The sequence below is a fragment of the Bacteroidota bacterium genome (assembly GCA_016721765.1).
In the GTDB taxonomy this organism is placed as follows: Bacteria; Bacteroidota; Bacteroidia; order UBA4408; family UBA4408; genus UBA4408.
In genome coordinates this window covers 1,977,824-1,994,383 of sequence record JADKHO010000001.1, presented here as the reverse complement: position 1 = coordinate 1,994,383, position 16,560 = coordinate 1,977,824, and the positions used below count along the sequence as shown (strand labels likewise).

30 protein-coding genes are annotated in these 16,560 nt (G+C 38.0%); all 30 read right to left on the bottom strand.

The window, feature by feature from the left end; all coding sequences use genetic code 11:
- Positions 1-10 precede the first annotated feature (10 nt).
- Positions 11-418 (bottom strand): 30S ribosomal protein S11, encoded by a 408-nt coding sequence (gene rpsK, locus IPP32_07375; protein MBL0047899.1) that lies wholly within the window; start codon positions 416-418, stop codon positions 11-13.
- Positions 419-497: 79 nt separating this feature from the next.
- Entirely contained in the window at positions 498-872 is a 375-nt protein-coding gene (gene rpsM / locus IPP32_07370) for a 30S ribosomal protein S13 (protein MBL0047898.1), read from the bottom strand.
- A 98-nt stretch (positions 873-970) separates the two neighbouring features.
- On the bottom strand, positions 971-1,087 hold the full coding sequence (rpmJ, locus tag IPP32_07365; GenBank protein ID MBL0047897.1) for a 50S ribosomal protein L36: 117 nt from the start codon (positions 1,085-1,087) through the stop codon (positions 971-973).
- A gap of 56 nt (positions 1,088-1,143) precedes the next feature.
- Entirely contained in the window at positions 1,144-1,362 is a 219-nt protein-coding gene (gene infA, locus IPP32_07360) for a translation initiation factor IF-1 (protein MBL0047896.1), read from the bottom strand.
- Between the two features lie 20 nt (positions 1,363-1,382).
- Positions 1,383-2,180, bottom strand: coding sequence for a type I methionyl aminopeptidase (map, locus tag IPP32_07355; GenBank protein MBL0047895.1), 798 nt, complete (start codon positions 2,178-2,180; stop codon positions 1,383-1,385).
- A gap of 20 nt (positions 2,181-2,200) precedes the next feature.
- Positions 2,201-3,538 (bottom strand): preprotein translocase subunit SecY, encoded by a 1,338-nt coding sequence (gene secY / locus IPP32_07350; GenBank protein MBL0047894.1) that lies wholly within the window; start codon positions 3,536-3,538, stop codon positions 2,201-2,203.
- A gap of 8 nt (positions 3,539-3,546) precedes the next feature.
- A complete protein-coding gene (gene rplO / locus IPP32_07345) occupies positions 3,547-3,993 on the bottom strand; it encodes a 50S ribosomal protein L15 (protein ID MBL0047893.1) in 447 nt (148 codons plus the stop codon).
- 28 nt (positions 3,994-4,021) lie between these two features.
- Complete coding sequence (gene rpmD, locus IPP32_07340; GenBank protein ID MBL0047892.1) at positions 4,022-4,198, bottom strand: 50S ribosomal protein L30; 177 nt, start codon at positions 4,196-4,198, stop codon at positions 4,022-4,024.
- Positions 4,199-4,291: 93 nt separating this feature from the next.
- The gene (rpsE, locus tag IPP32_07335) at positions 4,292-4,810 is read right to left on the bottom strand and encodes a 30S ribosomal protein S5 (GenBank protein MBL0047891.1); all 519 of its coding nucleotides are present in this window, start codon (positions 4,808-4,810) and stop codon (positions 4,292-4,294) included.
- 31 nt (positions 4,811-4,841) lie between these two features.
- Positions 4,842-5,198: a 50S ribosomal protein L18 gene (locus tag IPP32_07330; protein MBL0047890.1), complete on the bottom strand. Its 357-nt coding sequence runs from the start codon at positions 5,196-5,198 to the stop codon at positions 4,842-4,844.
- A gap of 54 nt (positions 5,199-5,252) precedes the next feature.
- Positions 5,253-5,807 carry a 50S ribosomal protein L6 gene (rplF, locus tag IPP32_07325; protein ID MBL0047889.1) on the bottom strand — a complete coding sequence of 185 codons (555 nt, stop codon included), beginning with the start codon at positions 5,805-5,807 and terminating at the stop codon, positions 5,253-5,255.
- Between the two features lie 39 nt (positions 5,808-5,846).
- Positions 5,847-6,242 carry a 30S ribosomal protein S8 gene (gene rpsH, locus IPP32_07320; protein MBL0047888.1) on the bottom strand — a complete coding sequence of 132 codons (396 nt, stop codon included), beginning with the start codon at positions 6,240-6,242 and terminating at the stop codon, positions 5,847-5,849.
- Between the two features lie 101 nt (positions 6,243-6,343).
- A complete protein-coding gene (gene rpsN / locus IPP32_07315; GenBank protein ID MBL0047887.1) occupies positions 6,344-6,613 on the bottom strand; it encodes a 30S ribosomal protein S14 in 270 nt (89 codons plus the stop codon).
- A 9-nt stretch (positions 6,614-6,622) separates the two neighbouring features.
- Positions 6,623-7,180, bottom strand: coding sequence for a 50S ribosomal protein L5 (gene rplE, locus IPP32_07310; GenBank protein MBL0047886.1), 558 nt, complete (start codon positions 7,178-7,180; stop codon positions 6,623-6,625).
- Positions 7,180-7,494, bottom strand: a complete 315-nt coding sequence (gene rplX, locus IPP32_07305; GenBank protein ID MBL0047885.1) for a 50S ribosomal protein L24 — start codon at positions 7,492-7,494, stop codon at positions 7,180-7,182. The genes rplE and rplX overlap by 1 nt, the downstream gene beginning before the upstream one ends.
- Before the next feature lie 16 nt (positions 7,495-7,510).
- A complete protein-coding gene (gene rplN / locus IPP32_07300; GenBank protein ID MBL0047884.1) occupies positions 7,511-7,879 on the bottom strand; it encodes a 50S ribosomal protein L14 in 369 nt (122 codons plus the stop codon).
- Positions 7,880-7,959: 80 nt separating this feature from the next.
- Positions 7,960-8,217: a 30S ribosomal protein S17 gene (gene rpsQ / locus IPP32_07295; protein MBL0047883.1), complete on the bottom strand. Its 258-nt coding sequence runs from the start codon at positions 8,215-8,217 to the stop codon at positions 7,960-7,962.
- Between the two features lie 8 nt (positions 8,218-8,225).
- Entirely contained in the window at positions 8,226-8,426 is a 201-nt protein-coding gene (gene rpmC, locus IPP32_07290; GenBank protein MBL0047882.1) for a 50S ribosomal protein L29, read from the bottom strand.
- A 15-nt stretch (positions 8,427-8,441) separates the two neighbouring features.
- A complete protein-coding gene (rplP, locus tag IPP32_07285; GenBank protein ID MBL0047881.1) occupies positions 8,442-8,873 on the bottom strand; it encodes a 50S ribosomal protein L16 in 432 nt (143 codons plus the stop codon).
- A 40-nt stretch (positions 8,874-8,913) separates the two neighbouring features.
- The gene (gene rpsC, locus IPP32_07280; protein ID MBL0047880.1) at positions 8,914-9,675 is read right to left on the bottom strand and encodes a 30S ribosomal protein S3; all 762 of its coding nucleotides are present in this window, start codon (positions 9,673-9,675) and stop codon (positions 8,914-8,916) included.
- Positions 9,675-10,175 (bottom strand): 50S ribosomal protein L22, encoded by a 501-nt coding sequence (gene rplV / locus IPP32_07275; GenBank protein MBL0047879.1) that lies wholly within the window; start codon positions 10,173-10,175, stop codon positions 9,675-9,677. The genes rpsC and rplV overlap by 1 nt, the downstream gene beginning before the upstream one ends.
- 27 nt (positions 10,176-10,202) lie before the next feature.
- A complete protein-coding gene (rpsS, locus tag IPP32_07270; protein ID MBL0047878.1) occupies positions 10,203-10,472 on the bottom strand; it encodes a 30S ribosomal protein S19 in 270 nt (89 codons plus the stop codon).
- Positions 10,473-10,559: 87 nt separating this feature from the next.
- Complete coding sequence (gene rplB, locus IPP32_07265; GenBank protein ID MBL0047877.1) at positions 10,560-11,384, bottom strand: 50S ribosomal protein L2; 825 nt, start codon at positions 11,382-11,384, stop codon at positions 10,560-10,562.
- A 36-nt stretch (positions 11,385-11,420) separates the two neighbouring features.
- A complete protein-coding gene (gene rplW / locus IPP32_07260; GenBank protein ID MBL0047876.1) occupies positions 11,421-11,711 on the bottom strand; it encodes a 50S ribosomal protein L23 in 291 nt (96 codons plus the stop codon).
- Between the two features lie 4 nt (positions 11,712-11,715).
- On the bottom strand, positions 11,716-12,345 hold the full coding sequence (gene rplD / locus IPP32_07255) for a 50S ribosomal protein L4 (protein MBL0047875.1): 630 nt from the start codon (positions 12,343-12,345) through the stop codon (positions 11,716-11,718).
- A gap of 2 nt (positions 12,346-12,347) precedes the next feature.
- Entirely contained in the window at positions 12,348-12,965 is a 618-nt protein-coding gene (gene rplC, locus IPP32_07250) for a 50S ribosomal protein L3 (protein ID MBL0047874.1), read from the bottom strand.
- A 55-nt stretch (positions 12,966-13,020) separates the two neighbouring features.
- Entirely contained in the window at positions 13,021-13,326 is a 306-nt protein-coding gene (rpsJ, locus tag IPP32_07245) for a 30S ribosomal protein S10 (GenBank protein MBL0047873.1), read from the bottom strand.
- Positions 13,327-13,352: 26 nt separating this feature from the next.
- The gene (fusA, locus tag IPP32_07240; GenBank protein ID MBL0047872.1) at positions 13,353-15,473 is read right to left on the bottom strand and encodes an elongation factor G; all 2,121 of its coding nucleotides are present in this window, start codon (positions 15,471-15,473) and stop codon (positions 13,353-13,355) included.
- A gap of 26 nt (positions 15,474-15,499) precedes the next feature.
- Positions 15,500-15,967, bottom strand: coding sequence for a 30S ribosomal protein S7 (gene rpsG, locus IPP32_07235; GenBank protein ID MBL0047871.1), 468 nt, complete (start codon positions 15,965-15,967; stop codon positions 15,500-15,502).
- A 107-nt stretch (positions 15,968-16,074) separates the two neighbouring features.
- Positions 16,075-16,491, bottom strand: coding sequence for a 30S ribosomal protein S12 (locus tag IPP32_07230; protein MBL0047870.1), 417 nt, complete (start codon positions 16,489-16,491; stop codon positions 16,075-16,077).
- Positions 16,492-16,560 lie beyond the last annotated feature (69 nt).

Sequence of the window (16,560 nt, the reverse complement as noted above, 5' to 3'; positions counted from 1 at the left end):
CGTAACCTAATTAAACTCTTCTTCTTTTAGCCGGACGACATCCGTTGTGTGGAATTGGAGTAATATCCATAATCTCCATCACTTCAATACCGGATGTATGTAAAGTACGGATAGCGCTTTCGCGACCAGCTCCCGGTCCTTTTACAAACACTTTTACTTTACGTAAACCTGCTTCATGAGCTACTTTAGCACAATCGGCCGCTGCTAATTGCGCAGCATAAGGAGTGTTCTTTTTAGAACCTTTAAAGCCCATTTTTCCAGCAGAAGCCCAGGAAATAACTTCCCCGTTTGTATTGGTTAATGCTATGATAATATTGTTAAAAGTCGCATTGATGTGTGCCTCACCGATAGAGTCAACACGCACAACTCTTTTCTTAGTTGTTTTAGCCGATGCGGCTGTTGGTTGTTTTGTAGCCATTTTTTTACTTGTGTTTATTGTTTCATGCGCTCTGCCTATCGATTAGAATAACGTTAGGTCTTACGCATTTAACTAATTATTATTTAGTTACCTTCTTTTTGTTAGCAACTGTTTTCTTTTTACCCTTACGCGTTCTAGAGTTGTTTTTAGTTCGTTGACCACGCAATGGTAAACCTGTACGATGACGCACGCCACGGTAACAACCAATATCCATCAAACGCTTTATGTTCAATTGAACTTCAGAACGCAATGCACCTTCTACTTTCACATCACCTACAGCAGTACGAATGTTATTTAATTGCTCATCATTCCAGTCTTGAACTTTTACATTCCAGTCCACACCGGCTTTTGATAAAATTTGTTGCGACAAACTTCTGCCAATCCCATAGATATAGGTTAAGCCAATTTCGCCTCTTTTGTTTTTTGGTAAATCAATACCTGCAATTCTTGCCATTTATTTTTTATTTGTTGAATTATTGATTTAAAGATTTTTTGAATTATAGATTTTCTTATGCATCAAATCTTCAATTCTCCATTTCTCTAATTTTGTTTTTATCCCTGACGTTGCTTAAACTTAGGATTCTTTTTGTTGATTACATACAAGCGACCTTTACGTCTTACTATCTTGCAATCTTCGCTTCTCTTTTTAATCGAAGTTCTTACTTTCATTTTGCGTTTATTTAAACTTTGTTCTTACTATTCCTTTTTACTTTTATTTGATACCTCTATTTGTATCTAAATGTGATCCTTCCTTTTGTTAAATCGTAAGGAGACATTTCAACCTTTACTTTATCTCCGGTCAAAATTTTGATGTAGTGCATCCTCATTTTTCCCGAAATATGAGCTGTTATAATATGTCCGTTTTCCAACTCAACACGAAACATGGCATTACTTAGCGCTTCTATAATTGTTCCGTCTTGTTCTATCGATGACTGTTTGGACATTTATTTTTTTTCTTCTCTATTTAATTTGTTACTACTTGTTTTGACTTTGTTGCTAAAACCTCATCTATAAAATCGAAAGACGATAAAATTTGTGCCTCTCCTTTTCGCACTACAAGGGTATGTTCGTAATGTGCTGAAGGTTTGTTATCTGCTGCTCTGATTGTCCACCCGTCTCTTTCTGTTACCACATTGCGCCTTCCCATGTTAATCATCGGCTCAATCGCAATTACTAATCCTTCTTGCATCTTCACTCCTTTACCTTTGCTTCCAAAGTTAGGCACTTCCGGTGCTTCGTGTAAATCGCGACCCAAACCGTGGCCAACCAACTCTCTCACTACACTAAATCCGTTTCGTTCAGCATGCTCTTGAACCGCTGCAGAAATATCTCCTATGCGCATTCCGGCAACAGCCTTTTCGATTCCTTTATACAAACTTTCTTTGGTTACCTGCATCAATTTCTGTACTTCAGGACTTACTTCACCCACCGCAAACGAGTAAGCTGAATCACCATAAAATTCATTCATCACCACACCACAATCCACCGAAACCAAATCTCCTTCTTTTAATTCGATGTTGCCTGGAATTCCATGCACCACCTGAGCATTTACCGATACACAAAGTGTATTCGGAAAGCCTTCATAATTTAAGAAGGCCGGCACTCCACCATTGTCGAGGATAAAATCATGTGCGATCTTATCCAATTGCAAGGTGGTAACCCCGGGTTTAATAACTTTAGCTAATTCTGCTAAGGTTTTTCCAACAAGTAAAGAACTTTCTTTAATTAACGCTATTTCTTCTTCTGTTTTATAATAAATCATTGCTGCTTTATTATAAAATCTTAATTCTGTGCCATTGCAACAGGTGAAGCCGAACGACCTTTTATTCTTCCGGATTTCATCAAACCATCGTAATGACGCATCAATAAATGACTTTCAATTTGCTGTAATGTATCTAGCACCACACCCACTAATATCAACAAGGATGTTCCACCATAAAAATGTGCGAATTGGGCATTAATTCCCGCCTTGGTAGCAAATGCAGGCAATATCGCTACAAATGCTAAAAAGATTGAACCCGGTAAGGTTATACGCGACATAATCGTATCTATAAATTCAGCTGTTTTCTTACCCGGTTTAACTCCAGGTATAAATCCACCGTTACGTTTCATATCGTCCGCCATTTGGTTAGGATTAATAGTGATTGCAGTGTAGAAATAAGTAAATAAGATAATCATAATGGCAAAGGTGAAATTGTGCCAGAAACCGGTGTAATCGCTAAATACCGAAACAAATCCCGAAACAGCCTCAGATTGCGTAAATCCAGCCACTGTTAATGGAATGAACATAATTGCCTGAGCAAAAATGATTGGCATTACACCTGCAGCATTTACTTTTAATGGGATGTACTGACGCACTCCACCGTATTGCTTATTCCCTACAATTTTCTTAGCAAATTGAACCGGAATTTTTCGAGTTCCTTGAACCAATAAAATCGATACAACAATAATCAAGAACAAAATCACTAACTCAATCAACAATACAACTAATCCACCACCTGTAGCATTTAAACGTGCAACAAATTCTTGAATAAATGCAACCGGAAGATTGGCAATAATTCCAATCATAATGATTAATGAAATACCGTTTCCAATTCCTTTATCGGTAATCTTCTCACCTAACCACATAATGAACATGGTACCGGCAATTAAAATAAATACAGAAGAAATCCAGAAGAAACTACCTGGGTTAGTAATCGCTTCTTTCGGAATTTGTGAAGCAATATAACCTGGTGCTTGCAATGCAGTAACCAATACGGTTAAGGCTCTAGTATACTGACTAATTTTTTTACGACCGCTTTCTCCTTCTTTTTGCATGCGTTGGAAATAAGGAATAGCCATTCCCAACAATTGCATTACGATACTGGAAGAAATATAAGGCATAATTCCCAATGCAAAGATAGAAGCTCTTGAAAAGGCCCCTCCTGCAAAAATGTTAATTAAGCCGGCTAATCCTTCCGGAGCTCCTTTGACTTCCTGCAATGCAACCGAATCCACACCCGGAAGCACTACATAAGAACCTAAACGATAAATAAGCAAAAATCCAAGCGTATTCAAAATACGAGTACGCAGATCCTCAATCTTATAAATGTTTTTAAGTGTATTAATAAAGTTTTTCATATACAGTATTAGAGTGTTGTAACAACGCCACCTTTTGATTCAATTGCTGCTTTTGCTGTTGCAGAAAAAGCATGCACTTTTACTTCTACTTTAGATTTTAATTCTCCACGACCCAATATTTTAACTAAGTCATTTTTTGATGCCAATCCATTTGCTACCAAAACATCCAAATCAATTACAGTTATGGATTTATTATCAACCAAACCTTGAAGAATATCCAAATTAATTCCACGGTATTCCTTACGGTTAATGTTTTTGAAACCAAATTTTGGAATACGTCTTTGCAATGGCATTTGCCCACCTTCAAAACCCACTTTACGAGAGTATCCTGAACGAGACTTAGCTCCTTTATGACCACGTGTAGATGTTCCGCCTCTTCCCGAGCCTTGTCCTCTACCTATTCTTTTTCTGTTTTTTGTCGAACCGTCTGCCGGTTTCAAATTACTCAAATCCATTGCTGAAATATTTTGTATGCGTTATGTTTTATTTTACTACTTCTACCAAGTGTTGCACTTTGGCAATCATTCCCAAAATTTGAGGAGTTGCTTCCGTTTCCACCACTTTGTGCATGCGTGTAAGACCTAATGCAATCAACGTTCTTTTTTGACGCAATGGGCGGTCGATACCACTTTTTACTTGTTTTACTTTTATTGTTGCCATTTTATTTAGTTGTTGAGTTATTGATTTGTTGAGTTATTGAGTGATCATTAATCCAATCTCCAATTCCTTAATTCAACAATTCTTCAATTTAAATTATCCGTTAAATACTCTGTCAATTGCAATTCCTCTTTGTTCAGCAACGGTTGCAGCATCGCGCATATTAACCAAGGCATCAATAGTTGCTTTTACCACGTTGTGTGGGTTAGAAGAACCTTTTGATTTTGCCAATACATCGGTTACTCCAACACTCTCTAATACTGCACGCATCGCACCACCGGCAATAACACCTGTTCCATGTGCAGCCGGTTTTAAGAATACATAAGAACCACTGTATTTTCCGTACTGCTCATGTGGCACTGTACCCTTCGCTACCGGAACTTTGATCAGGTTTTTCTTTGCATCTTCGATACCTTTTGTGATAGCATCTGTTACCTCTTTAGCTTTACCCAAGCCATAACCAACAACTCCTTTTTCATTTCCTACAACCACGATAGCTGAGAAGCTGAAAGTTCTTCCTCCTTTGGTAACCTTAGTAACACGTTGTACACTTACCAGCTTGTCTTTTAATTCGACATCGCCTGATCTTACATTTTTTTTGTTTTCGTTTGACACGTTCTATTCGTTTTAAATGTTGAATACTTGATTAAAATTGCAATCCGCCTTCTCTTGCACCATCCGCTAAAGATTTAACTCGGCCGTGATACAAATATCCGTTACGATCGAAGCGAATCGTTTTAATTCCTGCTCCGGTAGCTTTTTCAGCGATGGCTTTTCCAACCAATTTCGCCTGTTCTACTTTGTTCACTTTCTGATCTGCAATTGCAGCTACTTTCGAAGAGGCCGACACCAAGGTTTTTCCTGTTGAGTCGTCTACAATTTGAGCATAAATCTGCTTGTTGCTGCGAAATACAGATAGTCTAGGACTCTCAGTAGTTCCGCTAACCACTTTGCGGACACGCTTTTTAATCTTTTCTCTTCTGCTTGATTTTGATACTGCCATTTTGTTTTTATTTTAATGAATGCGGATTTTGCCGCTATTCCTATTATTCTATACTTATTTACCTGCGGATTTTCCGGCTTTTCTGCGCAATTGCTCACCCACGAATTTAATACCTTTCCCTTTGTACGGCTCAGGTTTTCTCAGTTTACGAATTTTTGAAGTAACCAAACCTAACAATTCATTGTCGTGAGAAGTTAAAGTAATAATTGGATTCTTACTTCTTTCTGTAAGTGTAGTAATCTTAATTTCTTTTGGCAATTCAAACGAAACGTTGTGTGAATAACCTAAAGTCAATTCCAACATCTGACCGGTATTCGCTGCTCTATAACCAACACCCACTAATTCTTGCTCAGCTTTGTAGCCTTCGCTCACCCCTTTCACCATGTTAGCTATCAATGCACGACTCAAGCCATGCAAAGCTTTGTGACGTTTTTGCTCGGTGGCTCTGTCCAATACTATTTTACCGCCATCTACTTTTACCGAAATAGCAGTATCAATTGAACGAGAAAGTTCACCTAACTTTCCTTTTACTTTTACAACATTCTTGTCAGATACACTCACTTCAACCCCTGCAGGGACTGTAATGGGTAATTTTCCTATTCTTGACATTTCTTTATACTTTTTAGTTAGATAGCGTACTACCTAAGATTAATAAACATAACATAATACCTCACCACCTACTCTTTCTTTCTTAGCTTCTTTATCGGTCATTAAGCCTCTGGAAGTAGAAATAATAGCGATGCCCAAGCCATTCAACACACGTGGAATACCATCTATTCCGGTATATTTACGTAGACCTGGTTTACTAATTCTGTCTAATTTTTTAATAGCAGAAGTTTTAGAAACAGGATGATACTTGAGGGCGATTTTAATGTTTCCTTGTACGGAATCATCTTCAAACTTATAGTTTAAGATATAACCCTTTTCAAAAAGAATTTTGGTAATTTCTTTTTTGATATTAGATGCTGGGATTTCAACCACTCTGTGGTTTGCACTAATAGCGTTCCTTAATCGAGTAAGGTAATCTGAGATTGGATCAGTCATTATTGTAGTTATTTATATTTTGCTCCACACCGGAACAATTATACATTATGTTTTGGTTCTAAGAACCCTTATTTTATTTACTTTTCGGTACTGCTTTTTAATTACCAGCTAGCCTTTGTTACTCCCGGGATTTTACCGTTCAAAGCCATTTCGCGGAAAGTGTTACGGGAGATTCCAAATTGGCGGATATATCCTCTTGGTCTTCCGGTTAACTTGCAACGGTTGTGTAAGCGACCCGGTGATGAATTTTTAGGAAGCTTTTGCAATCCTATGGAATCACCTGCTGCTTTCAAAGCTGCTCTTCTTTCTGCGTATTTGTCAACAAGTTTCTGTCTTTTGACTTCTCTTGCTTTCATTGATTCTTTAGCCATGTACCTTTTTTATTTCTGATTTTTAAATGGTAAACCAAATTCTTTTAGCAATGCAAATGCTTCTTCATCGCTTGGTGCAGATGTTACAAACGTAATATCCATACCCATAATCTTATTCACTTTATCAATAGAGATTTCAGGGAAAATGATTTGTTCCGTTACACCTAAGGTGTAGTTTCCTCTTCCATCAAAACCTTTTTCGTTAATTCCACGGAAGTCACGAATACGTGGCAATGCCACAGAAACTAAACGATCAAGGAATTCATACATTTTATCGCCGCGTAAAGTTACTTTTACACCAATTGGCATTGCTTTTCTCAATTTAAAATTCGAAATATCTTTTTTCGATTTTGTAGAGATTGCTTTCTGACCTGTAATGGTGGTCATTTCAGCAACTGCTGTATCAATAAGTTTCTTGTCAGATGTTGCGATACCAACTCCTTGGTTCAAACAAATCTTTTTTAAACGAGGAACTTGCATTACGCTTTTGTATTCAAACTGCTTCTTCAAAGCAGGAACTACTGCGCTTTTATATTTTTCTTTTAATCTGGGTGCTGTTGTTGCCATTATTTAATTACCTCCCCTGTTTTTTTAGCGTAACGAACTACTTTACCATCTTCCACCTTACGGCCCACTTTAGTGGTTTTTCCACCAATGCTCAGCATTAGATTAGAAATATGAATGGATAATTCTTTTTTAACGATTCCACCGTTTGGACTAGCTGCATTTGGTTTAGTATGTTTAGAAGCCATATTCACTCCTTCTACTAAAGCACGCATTTTTGCCGTATCCACTTCCAACACTTTGCCCGACTGACCTTTTGAGTCGCCGGCCATCACTTTTACAGTGTCGCCCTTTTTAATGTGTAACTTGGTTTGCATTTGTATGATTTAAAAATTATATAACTTCCGGTGCTAAGGAAACAATTTTCATAAATTGCTTCTCTCTTAATTCTCTTGCAACAGGTCCAAAAATACGTGTTCCGCGGATCTCATCAGTAGCATTTAAAAGCACTACTGCATTGTCGTCAAAACGAATGTATGAACCATCTGCTCTGCGTACTTCTTTTCTGGTACGAACTACAACTGCTTTTGAAACAGCTCCTTTCTTAATACCACCTGAAGGCAAAGCATGCTTTACAGAAACAACGATTTTATCGCCGATGCTTGCATATCTCTTTCTGGTACCGCCTAACACTCGGATACAAAGTACTTCCTTTGCCCCACTGTTATCTGCTACGGTTAATCTCGATTCTTGTTGTATCATCTCTTCTATTTGTTGAGTTGTTGAAGTATTGATTTGTCGATTAACTCTTCAATTCAACCCTTCATTAATGCTATAATTCCTTATTTAACGCGTTCTACTACTTCAACCAAACGCCAGTTTTTGCTTTTGCTTAACGGGCGAGTTTCCATAATTTTTACTGTATCTCCAATGTTGCAGGTATTGGTTTCGTCATGAGCCACAAATTTTGAAGTCATTTTAATGAACTTTCCATATTTTTCGTGTTTCACTTTACGTTCTACAGATACCACAATAGATTTATCCATCTTATTGCTGGTAACTAAACCGATTCTTTCTTTTCTTAAGTTTCTTGTTTCCATTCTTCTTATTATAATGTACCTGCAAGAGTACGTTTACGTATTTCTGTTTTGATGCGCGCAACAGTTTTACGTGCATGGTTAATTTTCAAAGGATTTTCAATCGGTGAAACGGCGTGGTTTAATTTTAATTTCACCAAGTTTCCTCTTTCTACAATTAATTTTTCCTGTAGCTCTTTTCCTGAAAGCTCTTTTATTACTGCTTGTTTCATTTTATATCTTGTGCTTTATGCTACTGTTTCTTCTTTGTAATCTCTGCGAACGATAAACTTTGTAGTTATCGGTAGTTTTTGAGCTGCTAAACGCAAAGCTTCTTTTGCAACTGCCATTGGAACACCATCTGCTTCAAAAATGATCCTTCCCGGTTTCACTACTGCTACCCAATATTCAGGAGCTCCCTTTCCTTTACCCATACGCACCTCTGCAGGCTTTTTGGTAATAGGCTTATCAGGAAACACACGAATCCAAATTTGACCTTCACGTTTCATAAAACGAGTAACCGCCACACGGGCTGCTTCAATCTGACGTGCTGTAACCCATGCACCTTCGTTTGCTTTAATTGCAAATGAACCAAATGAAATCTGACTGCCACGCTTAGCATCGCCCTTCATTTTCATTTTATGCATCTTTCTGAACTTCGTTCTTTTTGGCTGTAACATCTTAAAAAATCTATCTTATTATTTAATTCGTCTAAAAAAATTATTTCTTTCTGCGTGGAGCACCTTTAAATTTTGATCCCGGTTTTCTGTCTCCAGCACCCATTGGTTTGCGGTCATTTCCTCCACCGGCATTTCCACCTGAAGCAGATTGGCCAATGTTTGGAGATAAATCACGTTTACCATATACTTCTCCTTTACAAATCCAAACTTTAATACCTAATCTTCCATAAGTAGTATGCGCTTCTGAGTGTGAATAATCAATATCCGCACGGAAAGTATGTAATGGAGTTCTTCCTTCTTTATAATGCTCTGTTCTTGCCATCTCAGCACCAGCTAAACGACCGGCAACCGAAACCTTAATTCCTTCTGCACCCATTCTCATGGTAGATGCAATAGATGTTTTAATTGCTCTACGGAAAGAAATACGTCCTTCAATTTGACGAGCAATTCCATCACTTACTAATTGAGCATCCAATTCAGGACGTTTAATCTCAAATATGTTTATTTGAATATCCTTTTTGGTAATCTTTTTTAATTCCTCTTTTAATTTATCTACTTCCTGACCACCTTTTCCAATGATAATTCCGGGACGCGCAGTGTTAATTGTAACGGTAACTAATTTCAATGTTCTTTCGATCACGATTTTAGAGATACTTCCTTTTGCCAAACGGGCTTTTAGGTAGTTACGGATTTTATAATCCTCCACTAATTTTTCAGAATAGTCTTTTCCACCATACCAGTTAGAATCCCATCCTCTGATGATTCCTATTCTGTTGCCAATTGGATTTGCTTTTTGTCCCATTATTCCTTTGTAGATTTTTTTGTAGTAGTTTTTTTAGCTTTGCTTACCGGTGCTGCTGCTGTTTCAGTAGCTTCCACTTTCGCTTTCATTTCTTTCTTAGGTGCCTCCACTTTCGTATCGATAGTTAAGGTAACATGGTTAGAACGCTTTCTGATTCTGTGTCCTCTTCCTTGTGGCGCTGTTCTCAAACGTTTCATTTGAAGTCCGCTGTCCACAAAAATGGATTTAACCACCAAATTTGAGTCTTCTATACGCGCACCTTCATTTTTTGCTTGCCAGTTTGCGATTGCTGATAACAACAATTTATACACTCTTCCGGAAGCTTCCTTCGGGTTATATTTTAATAAATGTAACGCTTTATCTACACGCACACCTCTTACCATATCGGCAATTAATCTCATTTTACGTGGAGAAGTAGGGCAACTTTGCAACTTTGCAAAATAAGTTGTCTTGTTTTCCTCTTTTCTTTTCTCCGCTACGTTATGTTTTCTTACTCCCATTGTTCGGGTTGTTTTTTAATTGTGTTATTATGACTTTTTATTTCCCGCGTGACCTCTGAAGATACGTGTTGGCGCAAACTCACCAAATTTATGGCCCACCATATTCTCTGTTACATAAACAGGAATAAATTTATTTCCATTATGTACAGCGATAGTTTGACCTACAAAATCAGGAGAAATCATTGATCTGCGTGACCAAGTTTTAACTACAGATTTCTTACCGGAATCACGAACAGCTAGAATTTTCTTCTCTAACTTGTAATCTATAAAAGGACCTTTTTTTAATGAACGGCTCATTTTCTTTTTTTGTTTATTGTTTCAGGTTTAAAGTTTCAGGATTCCAATATGCTTTAGACCTTAAACTCGCTACTTTCAACTTTTATATTATTTCTTTCTTCTTTCGATGATGTAACGGTTTGATTTTTTCTTCAACTCACGTGTTTTGAATCCTTTTGCAGGAATACCATTACGTGAACGAGGATGTCCTCCGGTAGCTCTACCTTCACCACCACCCATTGGGTGATCAACAGGGTTCATTACCACACCACGAACACGTGGGCGACGACCTTGCCAACGACTGCGACCGGCTTTACCGCTAATCTCCAAACCGTGGTCAGAGTTAGAAACGATTCCGATAGTAGCTTTACAAGTTACCAAAATCATACGTGTTTCGCTTGAAGGCATTTTAATCACAGCATACTTACCTTCACGTGCACTCAATTGTGCATAAGAACCGGCACTGCGAGAAATAATTCCTCCTTGACCAGGATACAATTCAATATTATGAATAAAGGTACCAAGTGGAACTTCACTTAACAATAAGGTATTTCCAACTTCTGGAGCTGCACCCGGACCGGAAACAATTTTTTGTCCCACTTTTAATCCGTTTGGAGCAACGATATATCTTTTTTCACCATCTGAATAATTCACCAAGGCAATACGTGCTGTACGATTTGGATCATATTCAATAGTTGCAACAGTTCCTACAACACCGTCTTTATCTCTTTTAAAATCGATAATACGGTAACGTTGTTTGTGACCACCACCTACATAGCGCATAGTCATTTTTCCGGTATTGTTACGACCGCCTGATTTTTTCAAAGGTGCCATCAAACTTCTTTCCGGTGATGCTGTTGTAACATCATCAAAAGTCAACGCTACTTTAAAACGTTGTGAAGGAGTAAGAGGTCTTAATTTTTTAAGTGCCATTGCGTTTCTTTTTTCAATCGAACCGAAGTTCTATTCTTAAATGTTGCTATAGAAATCAATAGTTTCTCCGGCTTTCAAAGAAACGATTGCTTTTTTGTTATTCCCTGCCAAACCGGATACTACTCCTGCTTTGGTATTTCTTGATTTGATTTTGCCGATATAGTTGATGGTGTTAACGTTTGCAACGCTTACGCCATACATCTTTTCAACGGCATTCTTAATCTCAATCTTATTGGCTGCTTTAGCGACAATAAAACCATAACGGTTCATCTTTTCGCCCATAGCAGTCATTTTTTCTGTTATGATTGGTTTTACAATAACTTCCATCGCCTTATTTGCTTAATAGGTTTTCAATTTCCTTCACTGAGCTCTCAACTAAGATGAGATTTGAAGCATTTAATATGTCGTAAGTGTTTAATTCTGAAGCAATTACGACCTTAGCTTTGCTCAAATTTCGGGACGACAAATATACATTTTTATTTGACTCAGCAAGCACCAACAGCGTTTTTTTGTCGGCAACCTTCAAATTAGTCATTAACTCATTGTAATTCTTTGTCTTAATTGTATCAAAAGAAAAATCTTCTAATACCGTAATATTGTTATTTTTTGCTTTGTAAGTCAAGGCAGAAACACGAGCAACCTTTTTAAGTTTCTTATTTAATTTGAAACTGTAGTCACGCGGTTCAGGACCAAAAGCACGTCCACCACCCACACGGGTAGGAGATTTCTTGTTTCCAGCACGTGCACCACCGGTACCCTTTTGACGCTTCAACTTTTTGCTGCTACCAGCAATTTCGTTACGTTGCTTAGATTTGTGCGTTCCTTGGCGGTTATTTGCCATAAACTGCTTCACATCCAAATATATTGCATGATCATTAGGCTCGACAGCATATATGGCATCGTTTAAAACAACTTTTTTAGCTGTTTCAGCCCCTTTTGTATTTATTACTTTCAGTTCCATTGTTATTTCTCCAATAATAAGTAAGACCCTTTAGCTCCGGGAACGGAACCTTTAACTATAATCAGGTTTTTTTCAGCAATTACTTTCAACACTTGTAAGTTTTGAACTTTTTTGCGATCACCACCCATACGACCTGCCATGCGCATTCCTGGAAATACACGTGAAGGCCAAGAAGAAGCACCCATTGATCCCGGTGCTCTTAAACGATTGTGCTGACCGTGTGTTTGACCACCTACTCCGGCAAATCCATGACGTTTTACAACCCCTTGAAAACCTTTACCTTTTGAAGTTCCAACAACATCTACGAAATCACCCTCTGCAAAAAACTCTGCTCCTACTTTATCACCTAAAGCTTTAGGTTCTTCAAAACCTTTAAACTCAGCCAATTTGCGTTTAGGAGTTGTTCCTGCTTTTGCAAAATGACCTTTAAGCGCATTGGAGGTATTCTTTTCTTTCTTTTCGTCATAAGCCAATTGAACGGCTTCATATCCATCCTTCTCCAAAGTTCTCACTTGCGTTACTACGCAAGGACCAGCTTCGATAACTGTGCATGGTAAATTTTTACCATTGGCACCAAAAATACTGGTCATACCGACTTTTTTTCCGATTATTCCTGACATTTTATTTATTGATTATTTATATTACTTCTCTTTAAATTCTGGTTTAACCAGCTAACTAAACTTTAATCTCTACTTCTACACCACTTGGTAGCTCCAACTTCATTAAAGCATCTACTGTTTTTGAGGTAGAGCTGTAAATGTCTAACAAACGTTTGTAAGAACACAATTGAAACTGCTCTCTTGCTTTCTTGTTCACGTGTGGTGAGCGCAATACAGTATAAATCTTTTTATTGGTAGGCAATGGAATTGGACCATTTACCACAGCACCTGTAGCTTTTACTGTCTTTAAGATTTTCTCAGCAGATTTATCCACTAAGTTGTAATCGTAAGATTTCAATTTAATTCTGATTTTTTGACTCATGTCTGTATATATTTAAAAGAACGTTATTAAACTTTTTCTGCTTTCTTACCTTTTACTTTTGCAATTACTTCATCTGCAATTCCTCTTGGAGTTTCAGCAAAGTGAGAGAATTCCATAGTGGATGATGCTCTTCCTGAAGTAATCGTTCTTAAGGTAGTTACGTATCCAAACATCTCACTCAAAGGCACAGTTGCCTTAATTACTTGTGAACCTGCTCTTGAATCCATTCCTTCAATCTGACCTCTACGTTTATTTAAATCCCCTACTACATCCCCCATGTTTTGCTCTGGTGTTAGCACTTCCACTTTCATGATAGGCTCTAACAATACAGGCTTACATTTTGGTAAGGCCTCACGGAAGGCAGTACGTGCACATATCTCAAATGAAAGTGAATCTGAATCGACAGCGTGATAAGAACCATCTTTCAAAACAATCTTTAAAGAATCCATTTGGAAACCTGCAAGAACACCTGTGCTCATTGCTGCTTTGAAACCCTTTTCAACTGAAGGAATATATTCACGAGGAATGTTACCACCCACAATTTCGTTGACAAACTGTAAACCGCCATCTTTAACTACATCATAATCCTCATCAACCGGACCGGCTGTAAATTTAATATCGGCAAATTTACCACGACCACCGGTTTGCTTTTTGTACACTTCACGGTGCTCAACAGTAGCATTAATTTTTTCTTTAAAGTTAACTTGAGGCGCTCCTTGGTTTACTTCCACTTTAAACTCTCGTCTCAAACGGTCAACAATGATTTCCAAGTGCAACTCACCCATTCCACTAATAATGGTTTGGCCTGAATCCTCATCCGTTTTAACACGGAAAGTAGGATCTTCTTCTGATAATTTATTCAACGAAACACCTAAACGATCTAAGTCTGCTTGAGTTTTTGGCTCAATAGCAATACCGATAACCGGTTCAGGGAAGTTCATTGCTTCTAATACAATCGGATGCTTTTCATCACAAAGTGTATCTCCTGTTTTAATATCTTTAAATCCAACCGCTGCTCCAATATCTCCTGCTTCAATCGTATCAATTGAATTTTGCTTGTTAGCATGCATTTGGAAGATACGTGAAATACGTTCTTTGTTACCACTTCTGGAGTTTAATACATAAGAACCAGCATCTAGTTTACCTGAATACACACGGAAGAAACACAAACGGCCCACAAATGGATCGGTTGCAATTTTAAATGCCAAAGCTGTAAAAGGTTCTTTTACATCCGGCTTACGAGTTACTTCTAATTCAGTTTCAGGATTAGTTCCAATAATTTCATTTTTGTCAAGCGGACTTGGCATCAATTCCATTACTAAATCCAACATGGTTTGAACACCTTTGTTTTTGAATGCGCTTCCGCATACCATCGGCACTACTTTATTGGCAATACAAGCCTGACGCAATGCAGTTAAAATTTCTTTCTCGGTAATGCTTTCAGGATTTTCGAAAAACTTCTCCATCAAACGATCGTCAAATTCAGCGATAGCTTCCAACAATTTCCCTCTCCACTCTTTCGCTTCTTCCAACATATCAGCAGGAATAGGAACAATGTTAAAGGTCATTCCTTTATCGTGCTCATTCCACTCAATACCACGAAAATTAATCAAATCAACAACACCTGTAAAATTCTCTTCAGCACCGATTGGTAATTGCAAAGGAAGTGGGTTACCACCCAATACTTCTTTTACTTGACCAACCACTTTTAAGAAGTCGGCACCTGCACGGTCCATTTTATTTACAAAACCAATACGTGTTACGTTGTAGTTATTTGCCAAACGCCAGTTTGTTTCAGATTGCGGCTCAACACCATCCACAGCCGAAAACAAAAACACTAAACCATCTAAAATACGCAAAGAACGGTTCACCTCAACTGTAAAGTCTACGTGGCCCGGAGTATCAATAATATTAATTTTGTAACGGTCGTTTTTATAATTCCAAAAACAAGTAGTGGCAGCGGAGGTAATTGTTATCCCTCTTTCTTGTTCTTGCACCATCCAGTCCATAGTAGCTGCACCATCATGCACCTCACCTATTTTGTGGTTAACACCTGTATAATAAAGAATACGCTCTGTACAAGTTGTTTTACCTGCATCAATGTGCGCTGCAATCCCAATGTTTCTGGTATATCTTAAATCTGACATTTTATTTGTTCGGCTATCTTAATTTATTAAAATCTAAAGTGCGAGAAAGCTTTATTAGCATCCGCCATACGGTGAGTATCCTCTTTCTTTTTAAAAGAAGCACCCTCTTCCTTAGCAGCAGCAATAATTTCGCCTGCTAATTTTTGGCCCATCGATTTTTCGTTTCTCTTGCGGGAATACAAAATCATCCATTTAATGGCCATTGAAGTTTTACGCTCTGCACGAATTTCTTGTGGAATTTGGAAAGTAGCTCCACCTACTCTTCGGCTGCGCACCTCTACTTGAGGAGTAATGTTGTTCAACGCTTTTTTGAAAACGTCCAAACCTGGCTCTTCATTCTTTTTAGTGATAATGTCCATGGCTTCGTAAAATGTATCGAAGGCTTTTGTTTTTTTGCCATCGTACATTAAATTGTTTACGAAACGGGTTACCAACATATCATTGAACTTTGGATCCGGTAGTAAAGGTTTTCTTTTGGGAGTTGTTTTTCTCATTTTTGTTACTGATTACTAATCTTAACTAATTTACGAATATGTTATATTTATTTTACTGAACCCTTCGACTACTTTCGTAAATTCGTAAAGATTCGGTAGTTGTATCTTTATTTCTTTTTAGCTCCTGCTGCTGCCTTTGCTGCTGCTGCACCTGCTTTTGGTTTTTTTGTTCCGTATTTGCTACGTCTTTGGTTACGACCTTCAACACCTGATGTATCTAAAGCCCCACGCACGATGTGGTAACGTACCCCCGGTAAATCTTTCACCCTTCCACCACGGATTAACACGATAGAGTGCTCTTGCAAATTGTGTCCTTCACCCGGAATGTAAGCATTCACTTCTTTGGTGTTGGTAAGGCGCACACGCGCAACTTTACGCATCGCAGAATTTGGCTTTTTTGGAGTAGTGGTGTACACACGTACGCACACGCCTCTTCGCTGTGGACAAGAGTCTAAGGCAGCCGATTTACTTTTATTTAGCAGTTTTGAGCGACCTTTTCGAACTAATTGTTGTACCGTTGGCATCGTTTGAAAGTATTGATTTTACTATGATTTATACTGTTTTTTTTGTGTAATTACCCTTTTTTTGGGCTT